Below are 21,096 nucleotides of genomic sequence, written 5' to 3'. Positions count from 1 at the left end.
CACCCTCAACCGAGCAGTACGCTACCAACCACTCAACACCAAACTGTCCGACAAGTCCTGAAACACATCTGTCCGTGAGGTCCTGAAACAGCACATCGGGTTCTAACCCGAAACGCCACTCACGACCCGCTCGACCCACGCAGGAGGGCTTCCGCGATCTCCCTCGCGAGAGTGACCCGGTGCGCGTCCCCGTCGATGCCGGTATGCGCGACAGCGCCCTCCACAAGGAGGAACAGCTGCTCCGCCAACCGTTCCGGATCGGCCGCGCCCGGGACGTCCTCGCGAAGGAGTTCGGCGAACTTCGCCCGCACCGCCGCCTTGTGCCGCCGGATCACGTCGAGCCCGGGATGCCCGTCGGTCAGTTCGGCGGCCGCGTTGAGGAACGCGCAACCCCGGTCGCTCCCGAGCTTGGGGTGCTCGACATAGGCGTCGAAGACCGTCAGCGCCCGGGGCGCTTCGGCCTCCGCCAGCCGCTCTTCCAGGTACGCCCACCAGACGTCGTGGCGGCTTCGCAGGTACGCGACCGTGAGCTCGGTCTTCGATCCGAAGGCCGCGTACAACGTCTTCTTCGTGACGCCCGCGGCCTCGGCGATGGCCGCGACGCCCACGGCGTTCAGGCCCTCCCGGTAGAAGAGCTCGCTCGCGGCGCTCAGGACGCGCTCGCCGGCCGGTGTCAGCATGCCTCGACTATACCGATCGGTTGACCTCAGCGCTAAATGCGGGAACACTCCTCGGGTATACCGATCGGTATACACCTGGAGGCACACTGATGGTTTCTTCGTACAAACGCGAGCTGACGTTCACCGCGGCCGGGTTGTCCCTGATCGCGGTCTCTTACGGACTCGCGAGGTACGCGTACGGCCTCTTCGCGCCGACGCTCCGTACGGAGTTCGACCTCGACGGCAGCGCGCTCGGCGCCATCGCGGCGGGAAGCTACGTCGCGTACTGCCTCGCGGTCGTCGCCTCGACCGCCGTGACGACGCGCTGGGGCGCGCGGGCGGGGGCGCTCGCCGCCGGGACGACCGCCACCGCGGGGACCGCCCTGATCGCGGCCGCGCCGAACTCCGCCGTCCTCGCGTTCGGCGTCGTCCTCGCCGGAGCCAGCACGGGCCTGGCTTCCCCGTCGCTCGCCGACGCGGTCTCGCGCGTCGTCCGGGTGACCCGCCGAGACCGCGCCCAGTCCGTGGTGAACGCCGGGACCGGACTCGGCGTGGTGATCTCGGGCCCGGTCTCCCTACTCGCAGTCGGCGACTGGCGAATGGCTTGGTGGGCCTTCGCCGCGGCCTCGGCCTTGGTGACCCTGTGGATCGCCCGTGTCGTGCCACCGGTGAAGGACGACCGCGCACGGAGGCTGCCGTCGCCGCTGTTCCCGCCCGCGACCGGACGGCTGCTGCCCGCCGCCGCGACACTCGGGCTGGCCAGCGCGGCGATCTGGACGTTCGGCCGGGACATCGCCGTGAGCGTCGGCGGGCTCGACGAGACCGCCTCGACGGTGGTGTGGATCGTCCTCGGCGCGGTCGGCCTGGCAGGCGCGTTCACCGCCGAGCTGACCGCCCGGGCGGGGCTCCGTCGCGCTTGGTCTGCGGGGATGATCCTGTTCGCCGCCGCCACGGCGCTCTTCGCCCTCGCCACCCGGTCTTTCCCGGCGCTCATCGTCGCGGCGGCACTCTTCGGGGCCGTCTACATCGGACTGACCGGCGTCCTGATCCTCTGGGGCACCAGGGCTTACCCGACGGCGCCCGCGTTCGGTGTCGGCGTGGCCTTCCTGATGCTGGCACTCGGGCAGGCCGCCGGAGCACCGCTCATCGGTCTCCTCGGCGATCTCCTCGACCTCCGTGCCGGCTTCCTCGCGGCGGCGGCGATCGCCGTGCTCGGCGTCCTGTTCGCGCCCAAGGAAGCGACCACTACCTACAACTTCGGGGTCCGCTCCCTCTCAGGGGTGAGCACAGTCCCGCCGGAGCGGGAATCCCGCGCGGGCGGCGCGTGATGTCCTCTTCGGCATGAACCTGCTGCTCGGCCTGCTCACCCTGCCCGCCTACGCGCTCATGCTGTGGCCGCTCGTGGTCGCCGCCCGGCGTGTGCTGGGCGTGCGGATCGGCGTGCTCCGCGCGGGATGCGCCGCCGGGTTCGGCTGGCTGGTCGCGGGCGGCATCCTCACCGCGTTCCCTCGGGCGATGTACGCGGGCGGCGCCGTCGCCGGGCTGATCATCCCGGTGGCGGGCGGCGCCTTCCTGGCGACGCTGATCTTCCTGTTCGTCGCGGAACTCGCGCTGCCCTCCGGCTCGGGGCTCGGGCTGATCGGCAGGATCCGATCAGTCCGCCGTCGTGCGGCCCGGACGCGGCGCTACTCGCAGATCACCCGGATCGCGATCAAGCACGGCCTCGGCCGCTACCTCACCGGCCGTCGCGAACCCGGTCTCGCCCAGGTCCGGCACGCCAAACTGGCGCGCTCGCTGCGGCGCGCGCTGGAGGAGGGCGGCGTGACGTTCGTGAAACTCGGCCAGCTGCTCTCGACCCGATCCGATCTGCTTCCCCCGGTGTTCGTCGACGAACTCAGCAAGCTCCAGGACCAGGTCGCCTTCGCCGACGCCGACGAGGTCGCGACGGTGCTGCGAGAGGAACTGGGCGGCGACCCGGACGAGATCTTCGCCGAATTCGACCCGGAACCGATCGCGGCCGCGTCGATCGCGCAGGTCTATCGCGCGAAGCTGCGCGGCGGCCAGGACGTGGTCGTCAAGGTGCAGCGGCCCGGCGTGCAGGCACTGGTCGACCGGGACCTCGACATCGTCCGCCGGGTGGCGGCCGCACTGGACCTGCGCGCGGACTGGGCGCGCTCGCTCGGCGTCGTCGACCTCGCCGAAGGCTTCGCGGACGCGCTCGTCGAGGAACTCGATTTCCGCACCGAGGCCAGGAACATCGAAGCGGTCACCGCGGCCTCCCCCGGCTCGGAGGTCGCTCTTCCGACCGTCCACAAAGAACTATCCACCGAACGTGTCCTGGTGATGCGGCGTCTCGACGGCAAGCCGCTCGCCGCTGCCAAGGAGCAGGTGCCGGTCGCGGAACGGGCGAGGCTCGCGCGGTCGATGCTGCGGTGCGTGCTCGGCCAGGTGATGGGCAGCGGCGTCTTCCACGCCGACCCGCATCCCGGCAACGTCCTGCTGCTCACCGACGGCAGGCTGGGCCTGCTCGACTTCGGCTCCGTCGGCAGGCTCGACTCCGGTTTGCGCGGCGGACTGCAGAACCTGATCCTCGCACTGGACCGCGGCGACCCGGCCGCGTTGCGCGACGGTCTGCTGGAGATCGTCGACCGGCCGGACGAGATCGAGGAGCGACGGCTGGAGCGGGCGCTGGGTGCCTTGGTGGCCAAGCATTTCAACCACGGACAGGCCCCGGATCTGGACATGTTCACCGACCTGTTCCGGGTGATCGCCGATTTCCGGCTCAGCGTGCCCCCGCCGATCGCCGCGGTGTTCCGCGCACTGGCCACTTTGGAGGGAACACTGGCCGCGCTGGCGCCGGGATTCAACATCGTCGTCGAATCCCGCGCCTACGCCGCCGAGCAGGTCGGTGCCGGTTTGCGCCCGGAATCGCTGCGCTCCACGGCCACCAACGAACTGATGGCGCTCCTGCCGGTGCTGCGACGGCTGCCCCGCCGCGTCGACCGGATCGGCGACGCGCTGGAACAGGGCAGGCTTTCGGTCAACGTCCGGCTGTTCTCCGACGAACGCGACCGCGACGTGGTCACCGGACTGGTGCACGAGATCCTGCTGGCGATCGTCGGCGTGGCCACCGGCCTGATGGCGGTGCTGCTACTGGGCAGCGCGACCGGGCCCGAGGTACTGGACGGGATCACGCTGCACCAGATGTTCGGCTACAACCTGCTGGTGGTCAGCGCGCTGGTGGGATTGCGGCTGCTCTTCGTCGTTTTCCGGCGGAGCGGACAACGCTCACGATCGCCCCGATGACCCCGACGGCGACGAGCCCCGCCCCGCCGAGGGCGAGGTTTCGCGAGGTGCGGAACCCGGTGTCGGACACCGGATCGCCGGGCAATCCGGCCTCGACGAACGCGGTGGTCTGCGGAAAGGGATCGGCGGAGAGGACACTCCCCAGCCCGACGACGACTCCGACCACTTTCGACAGCGGCACGGCCCCGTCGCCCGCCATGCCGACGTAGATCCGTGAGTCCCGCGAATTGTTCCGCTGGTCGCCCACGACGAACACGGCGCCCGGCGGAACCTGCACGTCGAACGGCCGGTACTCCTTGCGGCCGTACCCATTGTCGTCCTTGGTGTATGGCTCTTTGACCGGCTTCCCGTTGACGGTGATCAGGTTGTCGGGCGAGCAACAGACGACGTGGTCACCGCCGACACCGATCACCCGCTTGACGATCCGGCCGTCGCCGGGGCTCGAATCCGGGAACGCGGAAACCTCCATGAGGACGACCGCGCCGCGAGGGATCTCGGGAAGGGAGGTCCAGCGGTACAGCACGACAGCGCCCGGCTGGATCGTGGGCGCCATCCCGCCGCCGGGAACGCTCACCATGCGATAACTCAGCAGGGTCCAGAACCCGTATCCCCCGGTGCCCACACCGACGACCGCCACCAGGATCATCACGAGCAGGAGTGGGGAGAATCTTCGCTTCGGCCCGGGTCTTTCGGCGGGCGGAGCGGGGAAGTCCGTTTCGGTCACAGCGCAGAATAGCGCCACTCAACCTCGGGGCGCGTACATGATTACGCCGACCCCGGCGAGACAGATCAAGGCGCCGATCACGTCGTAGCGATCCGGCCGATACCCGTCGGCGACCATCCCCCACGCCAGCGAACCCGCGACGAACACCCCGCCGTACGCGGCGAGGATCCGGCCGAAGTTCGCGTCGGGCTGCAGTGTCGCGACGAAGCCGTAGAGCCCCAGCGCGACGACGCCCGCTCCGATCCACAGGTAGCCGCGGTGTTCCCGGACGCCTTGCCAGATCAGCCAGGCACCGCCGATCTCCAGCAGGGCGGCGAGCGCGAAGAGCGCGATGGACCGGAAGAGCATCCTGGCAGCTTATTGCGGCGTGGCCGGGCCACGCCTGTTCGCGTGATTGGCCGGACGACTCGCGTGATCCTGCGGACGACACGCGTGTCTGGATGGACGACACGCGAAACCGCGGCGCGGTATAGGCCGTTATACGCTCCAGGTTCCCCAAGCGCGTGAAGGCCCCCTTCCCTCGGCTCAGTCGAGGGAAGGGGGCCTTCACGCGCAAAGCAAGAAATCAGACGGTGAAGCCCAGGGCCCGCAGCTGTTCGCGGCCGTCGTCGGTGATCTTCTCCGGACCCCACGGCGGCATCCAGACCCAGTTGATCCGGAAGTCCTTGACCAGCCCGGTTCCCCCGCCGACGAGCGCGGCACCGGTCTGGTCCTCGATGACGTCGGTCAGCGGGCAGGCCGCGGAAGTCAGGGTCATGTCGATGGTGGCGGTGTTGTCCGCCTCGACGCGGATGTCGTAGACCAGCCCGAGGTCCACGACGTTGATGCCGAGTTCGGGGTCGACGACGTCGCGCATCGCCTCTTCGACGTCCTCGACCTTCGCCACGTCTGCGGCGTCCGGGGCGGCGGCGGTCTCGACGTCGAGGTCGGCGGCCGTGCGCCCCTCGCGGGTTTCGGTCTGCTGTTCGGTCATGCCGTCTCAACTCCGTTGGTCGTGCGGGCAACGGCGTCCTTGAACGCCATCCACCCGAGCAGGGCGCATTTCACGCGGGCCGGGTACTTGGCCACGCCGGCGAAGGCGATGCCGTCCTCCAGCACTTCCTCGTCCGGTTCGATCTGCCCTTTGCCCTGCATCAGCTCGACGAAGGCGTCCATGGTGGTGAACGCCTCCTCCACGGTGTGCCCGACGACGAGATCCGTCAAGACCGACGTGGAAGCCTGGCTGATCGAACAGCCCTGCCCCTCGTAGGAGACGTCGGCGACCTTCCCGTCGTCGACCTTCACCCGCAGCGTCACCTCGTCGCCGCAGGTCGGGTTGACCTGGAACGACTCGGCGTCGAACGGCTCGCGCAGACCGCGGCCGTGCGGGTTCTTGTAGTGGTCCAGGATGATCTCCTGGTACATGCTCTCGAGGTTCATGTCACGCCACCCCGAAGAACTTCTGCGCCTCGCGCACACCGTTCACCAGCGCGTCCACTTCGGACAGTGTGTTGTAGACGTAGAACGACGCGCGCACGGTCGCGGGCACCGAGCAGGCCCGGTGCAGCGGCCACGCGCAGTGGTGCCCGACGCGGACCGCGATGCCGAGACTGTCCAGCACCTGGCCCGAGTCGTGCGGGTGGACGCCGTCGATGACGAACGACACCAGTCCGCCGCGGTCGGTCATGTCGGTGGGGCCGATGATCCGCACGCCCGGGATCTCGCCGAGCCCGGCCAGCGCCGCCTCGGTGAGAAGGTGTTCGTGCGCGGCGACCCGCTCCATGCCGATCGCCGACAGGTAGTCGGCGGCCGCGCCGAGGCCGACGGCCTGCGACGTCATCGGGGTGCCCGCCTCGAACCGCTGCGGCGGCGCGGCGAACGTGGTCTGCTCCATGCGGACCAGCTCGATCATCGAGCCACCGGTCAGGAACGGCGGCATCGCTTCGAGCAGCTCGCGGCGTCCATAAAGGACACCGATGCCGTACGGGCCGACCATCTTGTGCCCGGCGAAAGCGGCGAAGTCGACGTCCAGCGCATGGAGGTCCACCGGGAAGTGCGGCACCGACTGGCAGGCGTCCAGCACGACCAGCGCGCCGACCTTGCGGGCCTTCTTCACCAGGAACTCGACCGGGTTGATCGTGCCGAGCACGTTGGACTGGTGCGTGAACGCGAGCACCTTGGTCCGCTCGGTGATCAGCTCGTCCACATTGGACAGGTCGAGGCGGCCGTCCGCGGTGACGGAGAACCACTTCAGCGTCGCGCCGGTGCGCTGGCAGAGCTGCTGCCACGGCACCAGGTTCGCGTGGTGCTCCATCTCGGTGATGACGATCTCGTCGCCGGGACCGATCTTGAACCGCTCGGCCCCGGGACCGGCCGTGGCGGCGTTGCTCATCGCGTAGGCGACGAGGTTGATGCCCTCGGTGGCGTTCTTGGTGAACACCAGCTCGTGCGGGGAGGCGCCGACGAACTCCGCGATCCGCACCCGGGCGGATTCGTAGGCGTCGGTCGCCTCCTCGGCGAGCTGGTGCGCGCCGCGGTGCACCGCGGCGTTCGAGGTCTCCAGGAACCGGCGCTCGGCTTCGAGCACCTGCGCCGGTTTCTGGGACGTCGCACCGGAATCCAGATACACCAAGGGTTTCCCGTCCCGCACCGTGCGGGTCAGGATCGGGAAGTCGGCCCTGATGGCCGCTACGTCCAGCGGTACAGAGTTAGCCGTGGTGGTGGTCATCGGGCCAACTCCTCTCGGTGTAGTCGTGAAGTTCAGTGATCAGACGGCGGCGGTCTCGGTGGAGCCGGTGTACTTGACGTACCCGTTCTCCTCGAGCTCGTCCGCGAGTTCACGGCCGCCGGACTCGACGATCTTGCCGCCGGCGAAGACGTGCACGAAGTCGGGCGTGATGTGCCGCAGGATCCGCGTGTAGTGCGTGATCAGCATGACGCCGGCGTCGTTGTTGGCCTTGAACTCGTTGACGCCCTCGGACACGACGCGCAGCGCGTCGACGTCGAGGCCCGAGTCGGTCTCGTCGAGGATGGCGATCTTCGGCTTGAGCAGCGCCAGCTGCAGGATCTCGTGGCGCTTCTTCTCACCGCCGGAGAAGCCCTCGTTCACCGAACGCTCGGCGAACTCGGACGAGATCTCCAGCTTGCCCATCTCCTCCTTGACCTCCTTGACCCAGTGGCGCAGCTTGGGGGCCTCGCCACGGACCGCGGTGGCCGCGGTGCGGAGGAAGTTGGACATGGACACGCCCGGCACCTCGACCGGGTACTGCATGGCGAGGAACAGGCCCGCGCGGGCACGCTCGTCGACGCTCATCTCCAGCACGTCCTCACCGTCGAGCAGGACCTGCCCGGAGGTGACTTCGTACTTGGGGTGACCGGCGATGGCGTAGGACAGCGTGGACTTGCCCGAACCGTTGGGGCCCATGATCGCGTGGGTCTCGCCCGACTTGATGGTCAGGTTGACGCCCTTGAGGATCTCCTTGGGGCCCTCCTCGGTCGTGACCGAGGCGTGCAGATCCTTGATTTCCAGCGTAGGCATTTCTTTCCTAAAGTCTGATGTGGACGGACGAGGGCTTAGACGCCCACGGCTTCGAGCTCGGCTTCGATCGCGGCCTCGAGACGCTCGCGCACCTCGGGAACGCCGATCTTGACCAGGATCTCGTGGAAGAACCCGCGTACGACCAGGCGACGCGCGGCGTCTTCGCCGATTCCGCGCGACTGAAGGTAGAACAACTGCTCGTCGTCGAACCTTCCCGTCGCGCTCGCGTGGCCGGCGCCTTCGATTTCGCCGGTCTCGATCTCCAGGTTCGGGATCGAGTCGGCCCGCGCGCCCGGCGTCAGCACCAGGTTGCGGTTGAGCTCGTAGGTGTCGGTGGCCTCGGCGGCCGCCCGGATCAGCACGTCGCCGACCCACACGGTGTGCGCGCCATCGCCCTGCAGCGCGCCCTTGTACATCACCCGCGACTTGCAGTTCGGCACCGCGTGGTCGACGAAGAGACGGTGCTCCTGGTGCTGCGCTTCGTCCGCGAAGTACAGGCCGAGCATCTCGACGTCGCCGCCCTTGTCGGCGAACGTCGCCGTCGGCGAGACGCGGACGAGGTCACCGCCCAGGGTGATGACGATGTGCTTGAGCGTGGCGTCGCGGCCGAGCTTGAGGTGCTGCTCGGAGACGTGCACCGCGTCGTCGGCCCAGTCCTGGACGCTGACCACGGTGACGTTCGCCGAATCGCCGATGACGAACTCGACGTTGTCGGCGTAGGTACCGGAGCCGACGTGGTCGAGGACGATGACGGCCTCGGAGAACTGCTCGGCGCGCACCTGCACGTGCCCGTAGGCGACCTTGCCCTCGCCGGGGCCGGTGATCTTCACCGTCGACGGCTTCGACGTCTTCGTCTCCTTGGGCACCGTGATGACGGTGGCCTCGGTGAACGAGGAGTACGCCTGCGCGGCGATCCGGTCGCTAGGGACACCCGCGGCGCCGAGGCGCTCGTCGTCCCGGCCGACCTGCTCAATCTTCAATTCGGGGGCGGCATCGGCGTCCACGGTGGCCGAACCCGAAGCGGCGGCGGACCCGTCGTGCAGGCCGCGCAGCCGCTTCATCGGCGTGAAACGCCAGTTCTCCTCACGACCGCCGGGGACCTCGAAGGCCTCGACGTCGTAGGAGGTGAAGCGCTCCGCGCGAGACGTGGCCGGGATGACCACGCCTTCGCGCATCGCTTCGGAAACGTTGTTCTCGGTAACCGACATGACTAGCCGACGGACCCTTCCATCTGAAGCTCGATCAGGCGGTTCAGCTCGAGCGCGTACTCCATCGGCAGCTCACGCGCGATGGGCTCGACGAACCCGCGCACGATCATCGCCATGGCCTCGGCCTCGTCGAGACCGCGCGACATGAGGTAGAACATCTGGTCTTCGCTGACCTTCGAGACGGTCGCCTCGTGGCCCATGGAGACCTCGTCGTTGCGGATGTCGACGTACGGGTACGTGTCCGACCGCGAGATCGTGTCCACCAGCAGCGCGTCACAGACGACGCTGGACCGCGAGTGGTGCGCCCGCTTCGCGACCTTGACCAGGCCGCGGTACGAGGTGCGGCCACCGCCGCGCGCCACCGACTTCGACACGATGGTCGAGGAGGTGTGCGGCGCCAGGTGCTCCATCTTCGCGCCGGCGTCCTGGTGCTGGCCCTCGCCCGCGAACGCGACCGAGAGGACCTCGCCCTTGGCGTGCTCGCCCATGAGGAACACGGACGGGTACTTCATCGTGACCTTGGAACCGATGTTGCCGTCGATCCACTCCATGGTCGCGCCCTCTTCGCACTTGGCGCGCTTGGTGACCAGGTTGTAGACGTTGTTCGACCAGTTCTGGATGGTCGTGTAGCGGCAGCGGGCGCCCTTCTTCACGATGATCTCCACGACCGCCGAGTGCAGCGAGTCGGACTGGTAGATCGGCGCGGTGCAACCCTCGACGTAGTGCACGTAGGCGTCTTCGTCGACGATGATCAGGGTCCGCTCGAACTGACCCATGTTCTCGGTGTTGATGCGGAAGTACGCCTGCAGCGGGATGTCCACCTTGACGCCCTTGGGCACGTAGATGAACGAACCGCCCGACCACACCGCGGTGTTGAGCGCGGAGAACTTGTTGTCCCCGGCCGGGATCACGGAGCCGAAGTACTCCTTGAAGATCTCCGGGTGCTCCTTGAGCGCGGTGTCGGTGTCCAGGAACAGGACGCCCTGCGCCTCCAGGTCCTCGCGGATCTGGTGGTAGACGACCTCGGACTCGTACTGCGCGGCGACACCGGCGACGAGACGCTGCTTCTCCGCCTCGGGGATGCCCAGCTTGTCGTACGTGTTCTTGATGTCCTCGGGCAGGTCTTCCCAGGAAGTGGCCTGCTTCTCCGTGGACCGCACGAAGTACTTGATGTTGTCGAAGTCGATCCCGGAGAGGTCCGCACCCCAGTTGGGCATCGGCTTCAAGTCGAAGAGCTTGAGCGCCTTCAGTCGCGCTTCGCGCATCCACTCCGGCTCGGACTTCTTCGAGGAGATGTCGGTGACGACGTCCTCGTTCAGTCCGCGGCGGGCAGTGGAGCCCGCCTCGTCGGAGTCCGCCCAGCCGAACGCGTACTTGCCAAGGGACTCGATGGTCTCTTCCTGGCTCATGGGCGCGGTGGTGGGAGTGCGCTGCTCGGCAGCGGCAGTCATGCGGGTTTCCCTCCATTCGGGATCCGTGCTGTGCGCCCAGGAGAGGGCGCCGTGCTTCCCGGCGCGGGTGTGGCCGGGTGACCCGCCGAAACGACGGGTACGTGTGTGGTGCACGCGTTGTCACCGCGTGCGATGGTCGCCAGTCGCTGGACGTGGGTACCCAGAAGTTCCGCGAAAGCCTCTGTCTCGGCTTCACACAACTGAGGGAACTCGGCTGCGACGTGGGCGACCGGGCAATGGTGCTGGCAAAGCTGTTCGCCGACACCGACCTGACGGGTCGACGCAGCGTAGCCCTCCCTGGTCAGCGCCGCAGCGAGAGCCTCGGCACGGGTGGCCGGGTCCGCGTGCTTGGTGATCGCGTCCTGATGCGGGCCGACCAGCGAAGCGACCCGAGCCTCCGCGAAGGCCTTCACGGCGTCTTCCCCGGCGTGTTCGGCGAGGAAGCGGATGGCCGAGGACGCGAGGTCGTCGTAGGCGTGCCCGAACCGGGCCCGGCCCGCTTCGGTGAGGAGGAAGTTCTTGGCGGGACGGCCTCGTCCGCGGGGGCCGCGGCGGGGCGCGTCCCGGGTTTCGGCCTCGCCGTCGGCGAGCAGCGCGTCGAGATGACGGCGGACGGCGGCGGCGCTGATCCCCAGCTGCTCGGCCACCACGACGGCGGTCATCGGACCCTGTTCCAGCAGCAAGCGGGCCACTTCGTGCCTGGTCCGGCCCTCGGGGCCGACCTGCGCGGGGACAGGCTGGACCTCGGCGCGGGGCATGTCGCCACCGGCCTCGTCTCGCGTCCCCGTCTTTTTCACAACACAAGTGTGACGTATTTCCGGGGAGACGGCAAAGAGGGGTGCCTCACGGAGTGGCGTGGGTCACGTCGGCGGCTGAAGGACGCTTTCCCCGCATGCGATGAGACGAAAGCGTCCTTCACCGCGTCGTATGCGGTGAAGGCGTCCTTCAGCCCCTCGGTAACCACGTACCCGCCCAGTCTGTTCCCGCCGGTCGCTACCCTTCCTGCGTGGTAGTGGGCGATCACCCGGCACAGCGGGACAAGGACGAAGACCGGGCGGCGGGGTCGGTGGCGACGCTCGTGCCCGGGCACCCGCACGACCCGGAACCGCTGGACGACAAGGAACTGCGCGGGCTGAACGTGGTCCGCCGGTTCGGCGCGGTCGGCTCCCTGTTCCTCGCCCTCGGCTCGCTCGGCGCGGGCGCGGCACCGGTGATCAACCCGGTACAGGAGATCCCAGTCCTGCGGCTGTTCACCCGCATCCCGATGGTCTCGCTCGCGATGGGCCTGGCGGGCATGGCGATCATCGTGCTCAGCTGGCTGCTGCTCGGCCGGTTCGCGCAGCCCGCGCGCCGCCGTCTCGCCACCCAGGGCCAGCTCGCCCGCACCATCGCGCTCTGGTGCGCGCCGCTGCTGTTCATCCCGCCGCTGTTCTCCCGCGACGTCTACAGCTATCTCGCGCAGAGCGAGATCGTCGCCCGCGGCATGGACCCGTACTCCCTCGGCCCGGCCGAGGCGCTCGGTGTCTCCGACCCGCTGACCTCGGGTGTCTCCAACATGTGGCGCGAGACCCCGGCGCCCTATGGCCCGCTGCTGCTGCGCCTCGGCGGCTGGCTCGCCCCGCTGAGCAGCGGCAACATCGTCACCGGGGTGCTCCTGCAGCGCGGGCTCGCGCTGATCGGCGTCATCCTGATCATCTGGGCGCTGCCCCGGCTGGCCAAGCGGTTCGGCGTGCAGCCCGCCACCGCGCTGTGGCTCGGCGCGGCGAACCCGCTGCTGATCTTCCACTTCGTCGCCGGCGCCCACAACGACGCGCTCGCGATCGGGCTCATGGTGGCCGGGCTGGAGGTCGGCCTCCAGCGGATGCCGGTGCGGTTCAAGAACGACGAGCCACCCCCGTTGGCCAAGGGCGAACTGCTCTACATCGGGCTCGGGGTGGTGATCATCACCCTCGGCGTGGCGGTGAAGATCAACGCGATCCTGGCCTTGCCGTTCTTCACGGTGATGGTGGCCAGACGCTGGCACGGCCGGATCAAGGACCTGGTCACCGCGGCGGTGCCGATGGCGCTGCTGTTCGGCGTGGCACTGGTGGCGGTCTGTTACGGCACCGGCCTCGGCTTCGGCTGGGTCGGCGCGCTCGGGACGCCGGGGCTGGTCCGCTCGTGGATCTCGCCGACGTCGGAACTCGCCGCGCTCGGCGGCGTCCTCGGCATCGCGCTCGGCCTCGGCAACCACACCAACGCGATGGTGCCGATCCTCGGCGCGCTCGGCTATCTCGTCGCGGGCGCGGTGACGGTCAAGTTCCTCTGGGACAGCTTCAAATGGCGCTACCGGCCGATCATCGGCCTCGGTGTCTCGCTGGGCGCGGTGATGGTGCTGCACGTCGCGCTGCAACCCTGGTACCTGCTGTGGGCGATCATCCCGCTCGCCGCGGCGGCGGGGACCTCGCGGTTCCGTATCGCCGCGACGATCGTCACCGCCGTCCTGCCGTTCCTGCTGCCGACGACGGGAAGCACCTTCGAGGGCCGCGGCTTCGTCCTGCCGTTCGCGTGGGCCGCCGCCGGGGTCGTCACGCTTCTGGGGCTGTTCATCGTCCACCGCCTCTCACCACTGCTGCTGTCCAGACCGTCCCCGGAGCATTCGGTCCCCGCGTGAGGCCGTATCGTGACCTGTCGTGAACACCCCCGCCGTCGAGATCACCGGGCTGGTGAAACGCTACGGATCCACCACCGCCGTCGATGGACTCGACCTGCGGATGGAACGTGGCGCACTGCTCGCTCTGCTCGGCCCGAACGGGGCCGGCAAGACCACCACCGTCGAGATCTGCGAAGGCTTCCTGCGGCCTGACGACGGCGAAGTCCGGGTGCTGGGCCTGAACCCGGCGCGCGACGGCGCGGCACTGCGGCCCCGGATCGGCGTGATGCCCCAAGGCGGCGGCGCGTATCCCGGCGTCCGCGCCGACGAGATGCTCGGACTGGTCGCCGCGTGTGCGGCGAACCCGCTCGACCCGGCGTGGCTGCTGGACGTCCTCGGTCTTTCGGGAGCGAGGAAGACGCCGTTCAAACGGCTCTCCGGCGGGCAGCAGCAACGACTCTCGCTGGCTTGCGCGCTCGTCGGGCGGCCGGAGCTGCTCTTCCTCGACGAGCCGACCGCGGGGATGGACCCGCAGGCCCGCCGCCTGGTCTGGGATCTACTCGAAGCACTGCGCGCCGACGGGGTCAGCGTGCTGCTCACCACGCATCTGATGGAGGAGGCCGAAACGCTGGCCGACACCGTGGTGATCGTCGACCACGGCAAGGTCGTCGTCGAAGGTTCTCCGCAGTCGCTGACCGTCGAAGCCGGCGAGACGGCGCAGCTGCGGTTCAAGGCCCGGACGCGGCTCGACACCGCGCTGCTGACCGCGGCGCTGCCGGAAGGTCACCTCGTCCACGAATCGGCGCCGGGGACGTATCTCGTCGAAGGCGCGATCGACCCGCAGGTGGTGTCGACGGTGACGGCGTGGTGCGCGCAGCAGGGTGTCATGCCGGAGGAACTGCAGGTCGGCAGGCGCACGCTGGAAGAGGTCTTCCTGGAGCTGACCGGACGGGAACTGCGCGCATGACGACGCTGCCCACGCCCCGCTTCACCGCGGGCACGTTCACCCCGGCCCCCGGCCGCGGCTCGCTCGGCAAGATGCTGCGCACGCACGCGAAGGTCGAGGCGAGCCTGACCCTGCGCCACGGCGAGCAGATCCTGCTGACCCTGCTCATCCCGCTCGCGCTGCTGATCGGCTTGTCGCTACTGGACATCCTGCCGTCGGCCCAGCTCGGTTCGGCGTCCAAAGTGGACTGGATCACGCCGAGGATCCTGGCGCTCGCGGTGATGTCGTCGGCGTTCACCGGGCAGGCCATCGCGCTGGGCTTCGACCGTCGTTACGGTGTCCTCAAACGGCTTTCGGCCACGGCACTGCCCCGCTGGCTGCTCGTCGCGGGCCGGGTGGCCGCCGCGCTCGTCGTGGTCGCGCTGCAGGTGGTGATCCTCGGCGCCGTCGCCGCGCTGCTGGGCTGGTCGCCGTCACTGGGCGGGCTTCTCGGCGCCATCCCGTTCCTGATCGTCGGCACGCTGGCGTTCGGCGCGCTGGGCCTGCTGCTCGGCGGGGCGCTGCGCGCGGAGGCCGTGCTGGCGCTGGCGAACATCGTCTGGTTCGTGCTGCTCCTCGCGGGCGGCATCCTGCTGGCGCCGTCGACGATGCCGACCGGCGTCGCGTGGATCGTCGAACTGCTGCCCTCGGGCGCGCTCGCCGAAGGCCTGCGGTCGGTGCTGCTGAACGGTTCGTTCGGCTGGGGCCCGTTCGCGGTGCTCGTCGGCTGGGGTGTCGTCGCGGGCGCGCTGGCGAGCAAGACCACCAAGCTCACCTGAGGCGGCCGACACAGCCGGTGCGGCCGGTGGAAGGCTCTCAGGAACGGCGTTCTAGCATCGGACGGTGCCGTTCCAGAGCCTTGTAGCGCGTCTGCCGTATCCCTCGTTCGCGGTCCAGCGAGCGGTCGCGATAGCGGCGGTGATCGCCCAGGCCGGAATCGGCGTCACCGGATCGGTCGTCCGGGTCACGGGTTCGGGTCTCGGCTGCCCGACCTGGCCGCAGTGCGTCGAAGGCAGCATCGTGCCGGTCGCGCACCCCGAGTTCGACGCGCTCACCCAATGGATCGAGTTCAGCAACCGGATGCTGACCGGCGTCGTCATCGCCGTCGCCGCGCTGTGCGTGATCACCGCGTGGCGCGTGCAGATCGAGCACCCGAGCCGCCGTCGCCTGGTGAAGCTGGCCTGGACGATGCCCGCCGGCGTGCTGCTGCAGGCCGTCGTCGGCGGGATCACCGTGCTCGCCAAGCTCGAATGGTGGACCGTCGCGCTCCACTTCCTGGCCTCCACTCCCCTCGTCTGGCTCGCGGTGCTGCTGCTGCGGGCGTTCAAGGAGGGCGACGAGCCCGCCCGCTGGCTGATCCCGGACGCGGGCAGGAAGACGCTAATCGTGCTGGCTGCGGCCATGTGGGCCGTCCTCGCGGCGGGAACCACCGTGACCGGCGCGGGCCCGCACGGCGGTGACCCCGGCACCCACCGGCTCCAGGCGCCGATCGAGACACTCACCCAGGTCCACGGCGGACTGCTGGTGGTCTACCTGATCGTGCTGGCCGTCTTCGGGCTCCAACTGATGCGAGGCGAGACCCCGAAGCAGGTGTGCCAGCGGTACACCATCGTGTGGGTCGTCGCGGTCCTCCAGGGCGTCGTGGGCTCGGTGCAGTACGCCCTCGGTGTGCCGGAGGCGCTGGTGTCGTTCCACGTCCTCGGCTCCGCGCTCGTGATCATCTCGACGGCGGCGCTGTGGTGCGGCTCGCGCGACCGTGGTCCCGTGACCTCGGCCACCGCGCCGGAACGCGAACTCGCCACCTCGAACTGACCCACCGGCAAACCGGACGTAACCCCCGGGCGGGGTGCTCGCCAGACACTGCCCTTACGCTTCGCTAGGTGCCCCACACGGGGGTGACCACCGAGTCGAGGCACGAGGTGTCGCATGACCGCCAGCACGGAGCCGGACGCACCGGCCAGTCCGTCCAAACCCCTGATCTCCCATCGCCGGGGCTCCGGGGAGATGCTGATACTCAAGACCTTCCTGCTGGTCCCGTTCGTCGCGCTGCTCGCCGCCGTGCCGATCGTGTGGGGCTGGGGCATGACCTGGGTCGATCTGGCGCTGGCGGCCGTGTTCTACACCGTCGGGACGCTCGGGGTGACCGTCGGCTACCACCGCTATTTCACCCACGGCGCCTTCAAGGCCGGGCGCCCGCTGCGGGTCGCGCTCGCCATCGCCGGGAGTTTCGCGGTGCAGGGTTCGGTGATCTTCTGGGTCGCCAGCCACCGCCGTCACCACGCCTTCGCCGACCGCGAAGGCGACCCGCACTCCCCCTGGCTGTTCGGGACGTCACCCGGGGCGCTGCTGCGCGGCTTCTGGCACGCGCACATGGGCTGGATGTTCAGCCGCGAAGTCACCAACTACGACCGCTTCGCGCCGGATCTGGTGGCCGACAAGGATCTTCGCGTGGTGAACCGCTACTTCTGGCTGTGGATCACGCTGAGCCTCGCGCTGCCCGCGGTGCTCGGCGGGCTGATCAGCTGGTCGTGGTGGGGTGCGGTGACCGGGTTCTTCTGGGCCGGGCTGGTCCGGATCGCTTTCCTGCACCACGTCAGCTGGTCGGTGAACTCGATCTGCCACCTCATCGGCGAGCGGCCCTTCGCCAGCCGTGACAAGGCGGCGAACTTCTGGCCGCTGGCGATCCTGTCCATGGGCGAGTCGTGGCACAACTCCCACCACGCCGACCCGACCTGCGCGCGGCACGGTGTCCTGCGCGGCCAGGTCGACGTGTCGGCGCGGGTGATCTGGCTGTTCGAGAAGTTCGGCTGGGCGCGGGACGTGCGGTGGCCGAAGCCGGAACGCTTGGCCGCCAAACTCGCCAAACCGGCCTGACGCCCCTCTCGCAACTAGTCCTCTGAATGCGGTACTTGCACACGCAAGGACCGCATTCAGAGGACGAAATGCGGGGTGTCAGGCGAGTTGCTGGCGGACGGCGGAGGCGAAACGCCACGCGGCGCTCGCCTCGGTCTGCCGGAACCCGAGCGAAGGTTCGACCAGCTCCAACTCCAGCAGCAGCGGGCTGCCGTCCGGCCCGGCGACGAGGTCCACGCGGGCGTAGAGCAGTTCCGCGCGCAGGATGCCGAGCAGCGCCGCCGCCGCGTCCAAGGCGTCTTCGGCCAGTGCTCGGCAGTGTCTTCCAAAGCGGCCTTCCGGCTGCACCGGCGCGAGCTCTTCCGTTACGTACAGCCCGGATTCGTCGAGCTCCCGGCCCAGCATCGCGGCCTTCGAGAACGCGTGCGAGTACACACCGCCGAAATACACCAGCGCGATCTCGCCATCACTGTCCACACGGGACTGATAAGGCTGGAGGAGCACGGTGTTCCCGTCGGCCTGCAATCCGGCCAGGTGCGCGGCGGCCGCGTCGCCCGCGGTGAACCGGCCGACACCGCGCGAACCGGCGCCGATGGCGGGCTTCAGCACGAACTCGCCCTTGGGCCAGCGCGGGGCCTTCTCGTCCGGCGCGATGAGGGTCGTCGGCACGACCGCGACCCCGGCGTCACCGAGCTCCGCCAGGTACGACTTGTCCGCGTTCCACCGCACGACTTCGGCCGCGTTGGCCAAGGCGGGCACGGATTCGGTCCAGGACAGGAACTCGTCGCGCCGCTCGGCGTAATCCCAGGTGGCACGCAGGATGACGATGTCCGCGGCGCCGAAGTCGACGGTCGTGTCGTCCCAGGCGGCCCACTGGGTCTTGAAGCCGAGGTCGGCCAGCGCCTCGGGAACGGCGTGTTCGTCGCCGTCGCCTTCCGGCAGCGCGGAGCAGGCGACGAAGATGGCGGAGCCGCTCACTTCCCCGCCATCCGGCGGCGGTGCTCGGCGCCGATCTTGGTGGCCTTCACGGTCTCGCTGTCCCATTCGGCGGGCTCGAGGTCTTCGACGGCCTCGACCAGCGCCTCGCCCGCCTCCACGGAGGCGACGACGACGTCGCCGAGCGCACCGTCGGCGCCCACGAGCACGACCCTGGCGCCGATCCGGCCGATGTTCTCCACCACCGCGCGCGACGGCTTCCCGTGCCGCTTCACGAAGTCGCGGGCGGCCGCGACCTGGCGCGACGTCGGGGCGGCGGTCTCGGTCTTCTCTTCGGTCTCAGCCACGGCCAGAGCTTAACCGCGAAAAGCCCGGGACGCGGAATAACCGTGGCGTCGGCCATAGTTGTGCCGGTCGGAACGACCTTGAACGAGGAGGATGTATGCCCGCGGCAGTGCAGATCCGGCAGACCGGTGGTCCCGAAGTCCTTGAGCTGTCCGAAGTCGAGGTCGGCGAACCCGGTTCCGGGGAGCTGCTCGTGGACGTCGCGGCGGCGGGCGTCAACTACATCGACACCTACCATCGCGAGGGCATCTACCCGGTCGACACGCCGTTCATCCTGGGCATGGAAGGCGCGGGCACGGTGGCCGCGGTCGGCGCGGATGTGACCGGTTTCGCCGTCGGCGACCGGGTCGCCTGGCAGGGTTCGCTGGGCAGCTACGCCCAGCGCCGCCTGCTGCCCGCCACGATCGCGGTGAAGATCCCGGACGGCGTGTCCGAGGAGACCGCCGCCGCCACGATGCTTCAGGGCATCACCGCGCACGCGCTGATCGCCTCGACCTACGAGGTCAAGGCCGGAGACGACGTGCTGATCCACGCCGCGGCGGGCGGTATGGGCCTGCTGCTGGTGCAGCTGGCCAAGGCCCGCGGCGCCCGGGTCATCGGCACCGTCTCGACCGACGAGAAGGCCGAACTCGCCAAGCAGGCGGGCGCGGACGACGTCATCCGCTACGACCAGGTCGACTTCGCCAAGGCCACCCGTGACCTCACCGACGGCAAGGGTGTCGCGGTGGTCTACGACGGCGTCGGCAAGTCCACTGTGGACGGAAGCCTGGCGAGCCTGAAGATCCGCGGCCTGCTCGCCCTCTACGGCGCGGCCAGCGGCCCGGTGCCGCCGATCGACCCGCAGGTGCTCAACCGCAGCGGCTCGGTGTACCTGACCCGCCCGACCTCCGCGCACTACGTGCTCACGCGCGAGGAACTGGAGTGGCGCGTGAACGAACTGTTCTCCGCCGTCCAGGACGGCTCGCTGACCATCCGGATCGGCGGCCGCTACCCGCTGGCCGACGCCCGGCAGGCGCACGAAGACCTCCAGGGCCGCCGCACCACCGGCAAACTCCTGCTGATCCCGTGACGGCGCTCTGGCCGGAGGAGGTCCGGCTCACCGGGGAAGGGCTCGTCCTGCGGGAGTGGGCCGAAGACGACATCGCGTTCATGCCGGGGCTGTTCGACAACCCCGCCGTCGCGCGGTTCACGCCGCTGCCTTCCCCGTTCGACGAGGTGGCGGCGAAGGGGCATTACGCGAAGTACCTCGCCCGCCGCGCCGAGGGCAACGGGCTACGGCTGGCCATCACGGCAGACGGCGGCGAGCCGCTCGGCGAGGTGGTGCTGTTCCTGAAGGACGATGCGGCGGAACTCGGGTACGCCGTCGGCCCCGCGCACCGCGGGCAGGATCTGGCTGCGCGTTCGCTGCGAGTCCTCACCGCCCACGCGCTGGAGCTCGGGCTCGGACCGCTCCAGCTGAAGATCGACGCCGAGAACGCGGCCAGCCAGGCCGTCGCTCGCCGGGTCGGCTACGCCCTGACCGACGCGCCGCCCGAGACGAAGGTCGAGAAGGGGCTGGAGATCACGCTGCTCACCTGGGAGTACGCCGGCTAGAGCAGGACGCCGTGAAGGCCTCCTTCCCTACTCTGAGGGTAGGGAAGGAGGCCTTCACGGACTTCAGCGGGCCAACCGCACCCAGAGCCCTCGCAGCCGGAACTCGTCCTGTTCCGCGTGCTCGACGGTCAGCTCGACCTCGTCGCCCACGTCGAGCTTCCGGAATTCTCCGGGTCCGAAACCCTCCAGCATCGCGTAGTGAACCCAGATCGGATCGGCGAAATCGGCCGACTCGACCACTCCCCAGCCGTCGTCCACCAGCCAGGAACGAACCCGGCCTCGGTGGACGCGGCCGTCGGAAGTGCCCATCAGCCCTTGTCGGTCGGGACGCTCACCGCGTCGGTCACGAACACCAGGGTCTCGTTCGGCTCGATGCCGTTCCCGCCCTTGCCGTAGCCCAGATCCGGCGGGATGATCAGCAGCCGCCGCGCGCCCTGCTTGATCCCTTCGAGGCCCTGGTCCCAGCCCTTGATGACGTCACCGGCGCCGAGCGTCAGCTCGAACGGCTCGCCCCGGTCGAACGAGCTGTCCAGCTTCTGCTTGTTGGACCAGGTGACCAGCGAATAGTTCATCTTCAGCTTCGCGCCGGCCTTGGCGCCCTCGCCGGTGCCGGGCTCGAGGTCCTTGGTGATGAGCTTCTTCGGCGGGTCGCAGTCGTCCGGGATGGTGATGGTCGGCGCTTCGCCGAACTTCCCGGTGGTCTTCACGTCCTCGGCCGTGCATTCCTTGCCCTTCGGGGCGGCCGGAGCCGACGACGACGCCGACGCGGGAGCCGCGCCGGAGGACGACGGGGCGGAACCTGCGGTGTTCTGTTTCTCGCCACAGGCCGCCAGGGCGAGGACGCCCGCGCCGATGACCACGATCTTGCCGAATGTGCGCATGCGGCC

At 69.3% G+C, this 21,096-nt stretch carries 23 protein-coding genes; 9 read left to right on the top strand and 14 right to left on the bottom strand.

The genetic code is table 11. The features are described 5' to 3' along the window. Nucleotides 1-119: 119 nt before the first annotated feature. The gene (locus ACIRGA_RS20960; protein ID WP_400943223.1) at nt 120-680 is read right to left on the bottom strand and encodes a TetR/AcrR family transcriptional regulator; all 561 of its coding nucleotides are present in this window, start codon (nt 678-680) and stop codon (nt 120-122) included. An 89-nt stretch (nt 681-769) separates the two neighbouring features. Between ACIRGA_RS20960 and ACIRGA_RS20955 the strand changes: the two genes are divergently transcribed. Then, nucleotides 770-1,987, top strand: a complete 1,218-nt coding sequence (locus ACIRGA_RS20955) for an MFS transporter (RefSeq protein ID WP_400943221.1) — start codon at nt 770-772, stop codon at nt 1,985-1,987. Nucleotides 1,988-2,000: 13 nt separating this feature from the next. Then, nucleotides 2,001-3,965: an ABC1 kinase family protein gene (locus ACIRGA_RS20950; RefSeq protein WP_400943219.1), complete on the top strand. Its 1,965-nt coding sequence runs from the start codon at nt 2,001-2,003 to the stop codon at nt 3,963-3,965. Here the strand turns inward: ACIRGA_RS20950 and lepB are convergent. The 9 genes from lepB to ACIRGA_RS20905 form a co-directional block, all read right to left on the bottom strand. Next, nucleotides 3,889-4,689, bottom strand: a complete 801-nt coding sequence (gene lepB, locus ACIRGA_RS20945; RefSeq protein ID WP_400943217.1) for a signal peptidase I — start codon at nt 4,687-4,689, stop codon at nt 3,889-3,891. The two genes, ACIRGA_RS20950 and lepB, sit on opposite strands and share 77 nt — an antisense overlap. An 18-nt stretch (nt 4,690-4,707) precedes the next feature. Continuing rightward, nucleotides 4,708-5,037: a YnfA family protein gene (locus ACIRGA_RS20940; protein WP_400943215.1), complete on the bottom strand. Its 330-nt coding sequence runs from the start codon at nt 5,035-5,037 to the stop codon at nt 4,708-4,710. 217 nt (nt 5,038-5,254) lie between these two features. Beyond that, entirely contained in the window at nt 5,255-5,662 is a 408-nt protein-coding gene (locus ACIRGA_RS20935; RefSeq protein ID WP_400943213.1) for a metal-sulfur cluster assembly factor, read from the bottom strand. After that, nucleotides 5,659-6,108, bottom strand: coding sequence for a Fe-S cluster assembly sulfur transfer protein SufU (gene sufU / locus ACIRGA_RS20930; RefSeq protein ID WP_034311809.1), 450 nt, complete (start codon nt 6,106-6,108; stop codon nt 5,659-5,661). The genes ACIRGA_RS20935 and sufU overlap by 4 nt, the downstream gene beginning before the upstream one ends. A gap of 1 nt (nt 6,109) precedes the next feature. Continuing rightward, nucleotides 6,110-7,396, bottom strand: a complete 1,287-nt coding sequence (locus tag ACIRGA_RS20925) for a cysteine desulfurase (protein ID WP_400943211.1) — start codon at nt 7,394-7,396, stop codon at nt 6,110-6,112. Between the two features lie 39 nt (nt 7,397-7,435). Then, nucleotides 7,436-8,206 carry a Fe-S cluster assembly ATPase SufC gene (gene sufC / locus ACIRGA_RS20920; protein WP_400943209.1) on the bottom strand — a complete coding sequence of 257 codons (771 nt, stop codon included), beginning with the start codon at nt 8,204-8,206 and terminating at the stop codon, nt 7,436-7,438. 35 nt (nt 8,207-8,241) lie between these two features. Continuing rightward, nucleotides 8,242-9,414, bottom strand: coding sequence for a Fe-S cluster assembly protein SufD (gene sufD / locus ACIRGA_RS20915; protein WP_400943207.1), 1,173 nt, complete (start codon nt 9,412-9,414; stop codon nt 8,242-8,244). Nucleotides 9,415-9,416: 2 nt separating this feature from the next. Then, nucleotides 9,417-10,865, bottom strand: a complete 1,449-nt coding sequence (gene sufB, locus ACIRGA_RS20910; RefSeq protein WP_038515497.1) for a Fe-S cluster assembly protein SufB — start codon at nt 10,863-10,865, stop codon at nt 9,417-9,419. Beyond that, nucleotides 10,862-11,662, bottom strand: coding sequence for a helix-turn-helix transcriptional regulator (locus ACIRGA_RS20905; RefSeq protein WP_400943204.1), 801 nt, complete (start codon nt 11,660-11,662; stop codon nt 10,862-10,864). Before ACIRGA_RS20905 ends, sufB begins: the two co-directional genes overlap by 4 nt. A 269-nt stretch (nt 11,663-11,931) precedes the next feature. On the opposite strand from ACIRGA_RS20905, the gene mptB reads away from it, so the two are divergent. The 5 genes from mptB (at nt 11,932) to ACIRGA_RS20880 (ending at nt 17,356) form a co-directional block, all read left to right on the top strand. After that, the gene (gene mptB / locus ACIRGA_RS20900; protein ID WP_400943244.1) at nt 11,932-13,518 is read left to right on the top strand and encodes a polyprenol phosphomannose-dependent alpha 1,6 mannosyltransferase MptB; all 1,587 of its coding nucleotides are present in this window, start codon (nt 11,932-11,934) and stop codon (nt 13,516-13,518) included. Between the two features lie 19 nt (nt 13,519-13,537). Further along, a complete protein-coding gene (locus tag ACIRGA_RS20895) occupies nt 13,538-14,464 on the top strand; it encodes an ABC transporter ATP-binding protein (RefSeq protein ID WP_400943202.1) in 927 nt (308 codons plus the stop codon). Further along, nucleotides 14,461-15,261: an ABC transporter permease gene (locus tag ACIRGA_RS20890; protein WP_400943200.1), complete on the top strand. Its 801-nt coding sequence runs from the start codon at nt 14,461-14,463 to the stop codon at nt 15,259-15,261. The genes ACIRGA_RS20895 and ACIRGA_RS20890 overlap by 4 nt, the downstream gene beginning before the upstream one ends. A gap of 64 nt (nt 15,262-15,325) precedes the next feature. Continuing rightward, nucleotides 15,326-16,294, top strand: coding sequence for a heme A synthase (locus ACIRGA_RS20885; RefSeq protein WP_400943198.1), 969 nt, complete (start codon nt 15,326-15,328; stop codon nt 16,292-16,294). 114 nt (nt 16,295-16,408) lie between these two features. After that, on the top strand, nt 16,409-17,356 hold the full coding sequence (locus tag ACIRGA_RS20880) for an acyl-CoA desaturase (protein ID WP_400943196.1): 948 nt from the start codon (nt 16,409-16,411) through the stop codon (nt 17,354-17,356). A 78-nt stretch (nt 17,357-17,434) separates the two neighbouring features. On the opposite strand, the gene ACIRGA_RS20875 is transcribed toward ACIRGA_RS20880, so the two are convergent. Beyond that, complete coding sequence (locus ACIRGA_RS20875; RefSeq protein ID WP_400943194.1) at nt 17,435-18,313, bottom strand: RimK family alpha-L-glutamate ligase; 879 nt, start codon at nt 18,311-18,313, stop codon at nt 17,435-17,437. After that, on the bottom strand, nt 18,310-18,618 hold the full coding sequence (locus tag ACIRGA_RS20870; RefSeq protein ID WP_037344035.1) for a hypothetical protein: 309 nt from the start codon (nt 18,616-18,618) through the stop codon (nt 18,310-18,312). The genes ACIRGA_RS20875 and ACIRGA_RS20870 overlap by 4 nt, the downstream gene beginning before the upstream one ends. A gap of 95 nt (nt 18,619-18,713) precedes the next feature. Here ACIRGA_RS20870 and ACIRGA_RS20865 point away from each other — a divergent pair, with 95 nt between their 5' ends. Together ACIRGA_RS20865 and ACIRGA_RS20860 are read left to right on the top strand one after the other, a co-directional pair. Next, on the top strand, nt 18,714-19,685 hold the full coding sequence (locus ACIRGA_RS20865; protein WP_400943192.1) for a quinone oxidoreductase family protein: 972 nt from the start codon (nt 18,714-18,716) through the stop codon (nt 19,683-19,685). Further along, the gene (locus ACIRGA_RS20860; protein WP_400943190.1) at nt 19,682-20,209 is read left to right on the top strand and encodes a GNAT family N-acetyltransferase; all 528 of its coding nucleotides are present in this window, start codon (nt 19,682-19,684) and stop codon (nt 20,207-20,209) included. The genes ACIRGA_RS20865 and ACIRGA_RS20860 overlap by 4 nt, the downstream gene beginning before the upstream one ends. Nucleotides 20,210-20,272: 63 nt before the next feature. Here ACIRGA_RS20860 and ACIRGA_RS20855 read toward each other — a convergent pair whose 3' ends face one another. Together ACIRGA_RS20855 and ACIRGA_RS20850 are read right to left on the bottom strand one after the other, a co-directional pair. Next, entirely contained in the window at nt 20,273-20,518 is a 246-nt protein-coding gene (locus ACIRGA_RS20855) for a cold shock domain-containing protein (protein ID WP_400943188.1), read from the bottom strand. Continuing rightward, nucleotides 20,518-21,090, bottom strand: a complete 573-nt coding sequence (locus ACIRGA_RS20850; protein ID WP_400943186.1) for an FKBP-type peptidyl-prolyl cis-trans isomerase — start codon at nt 21,088-21,090, stop codon at nt 20,518-20,520. Before ACIRGA_RS20850 ends, ACIRGA_RS20855 begins: the two co-directional genes overlap by 1 nt. Nucleotides 21,091-21,096: the final 6 nt, after the last annotated feature.

Origin of the sequence: Amycolatopsis sp. NPDC102389 (assembly GCF_044765885.1) — a bacterium.
Taxonomy (GTDB): Bacteria; Actinomycetota; Actinomycetes; order Mycobacteriales; family Pseudonocardiaceae; genus Amycolatopsis.
This window is presented reverse-complemented; position numbering and strand designations above follow the sequence as displayed.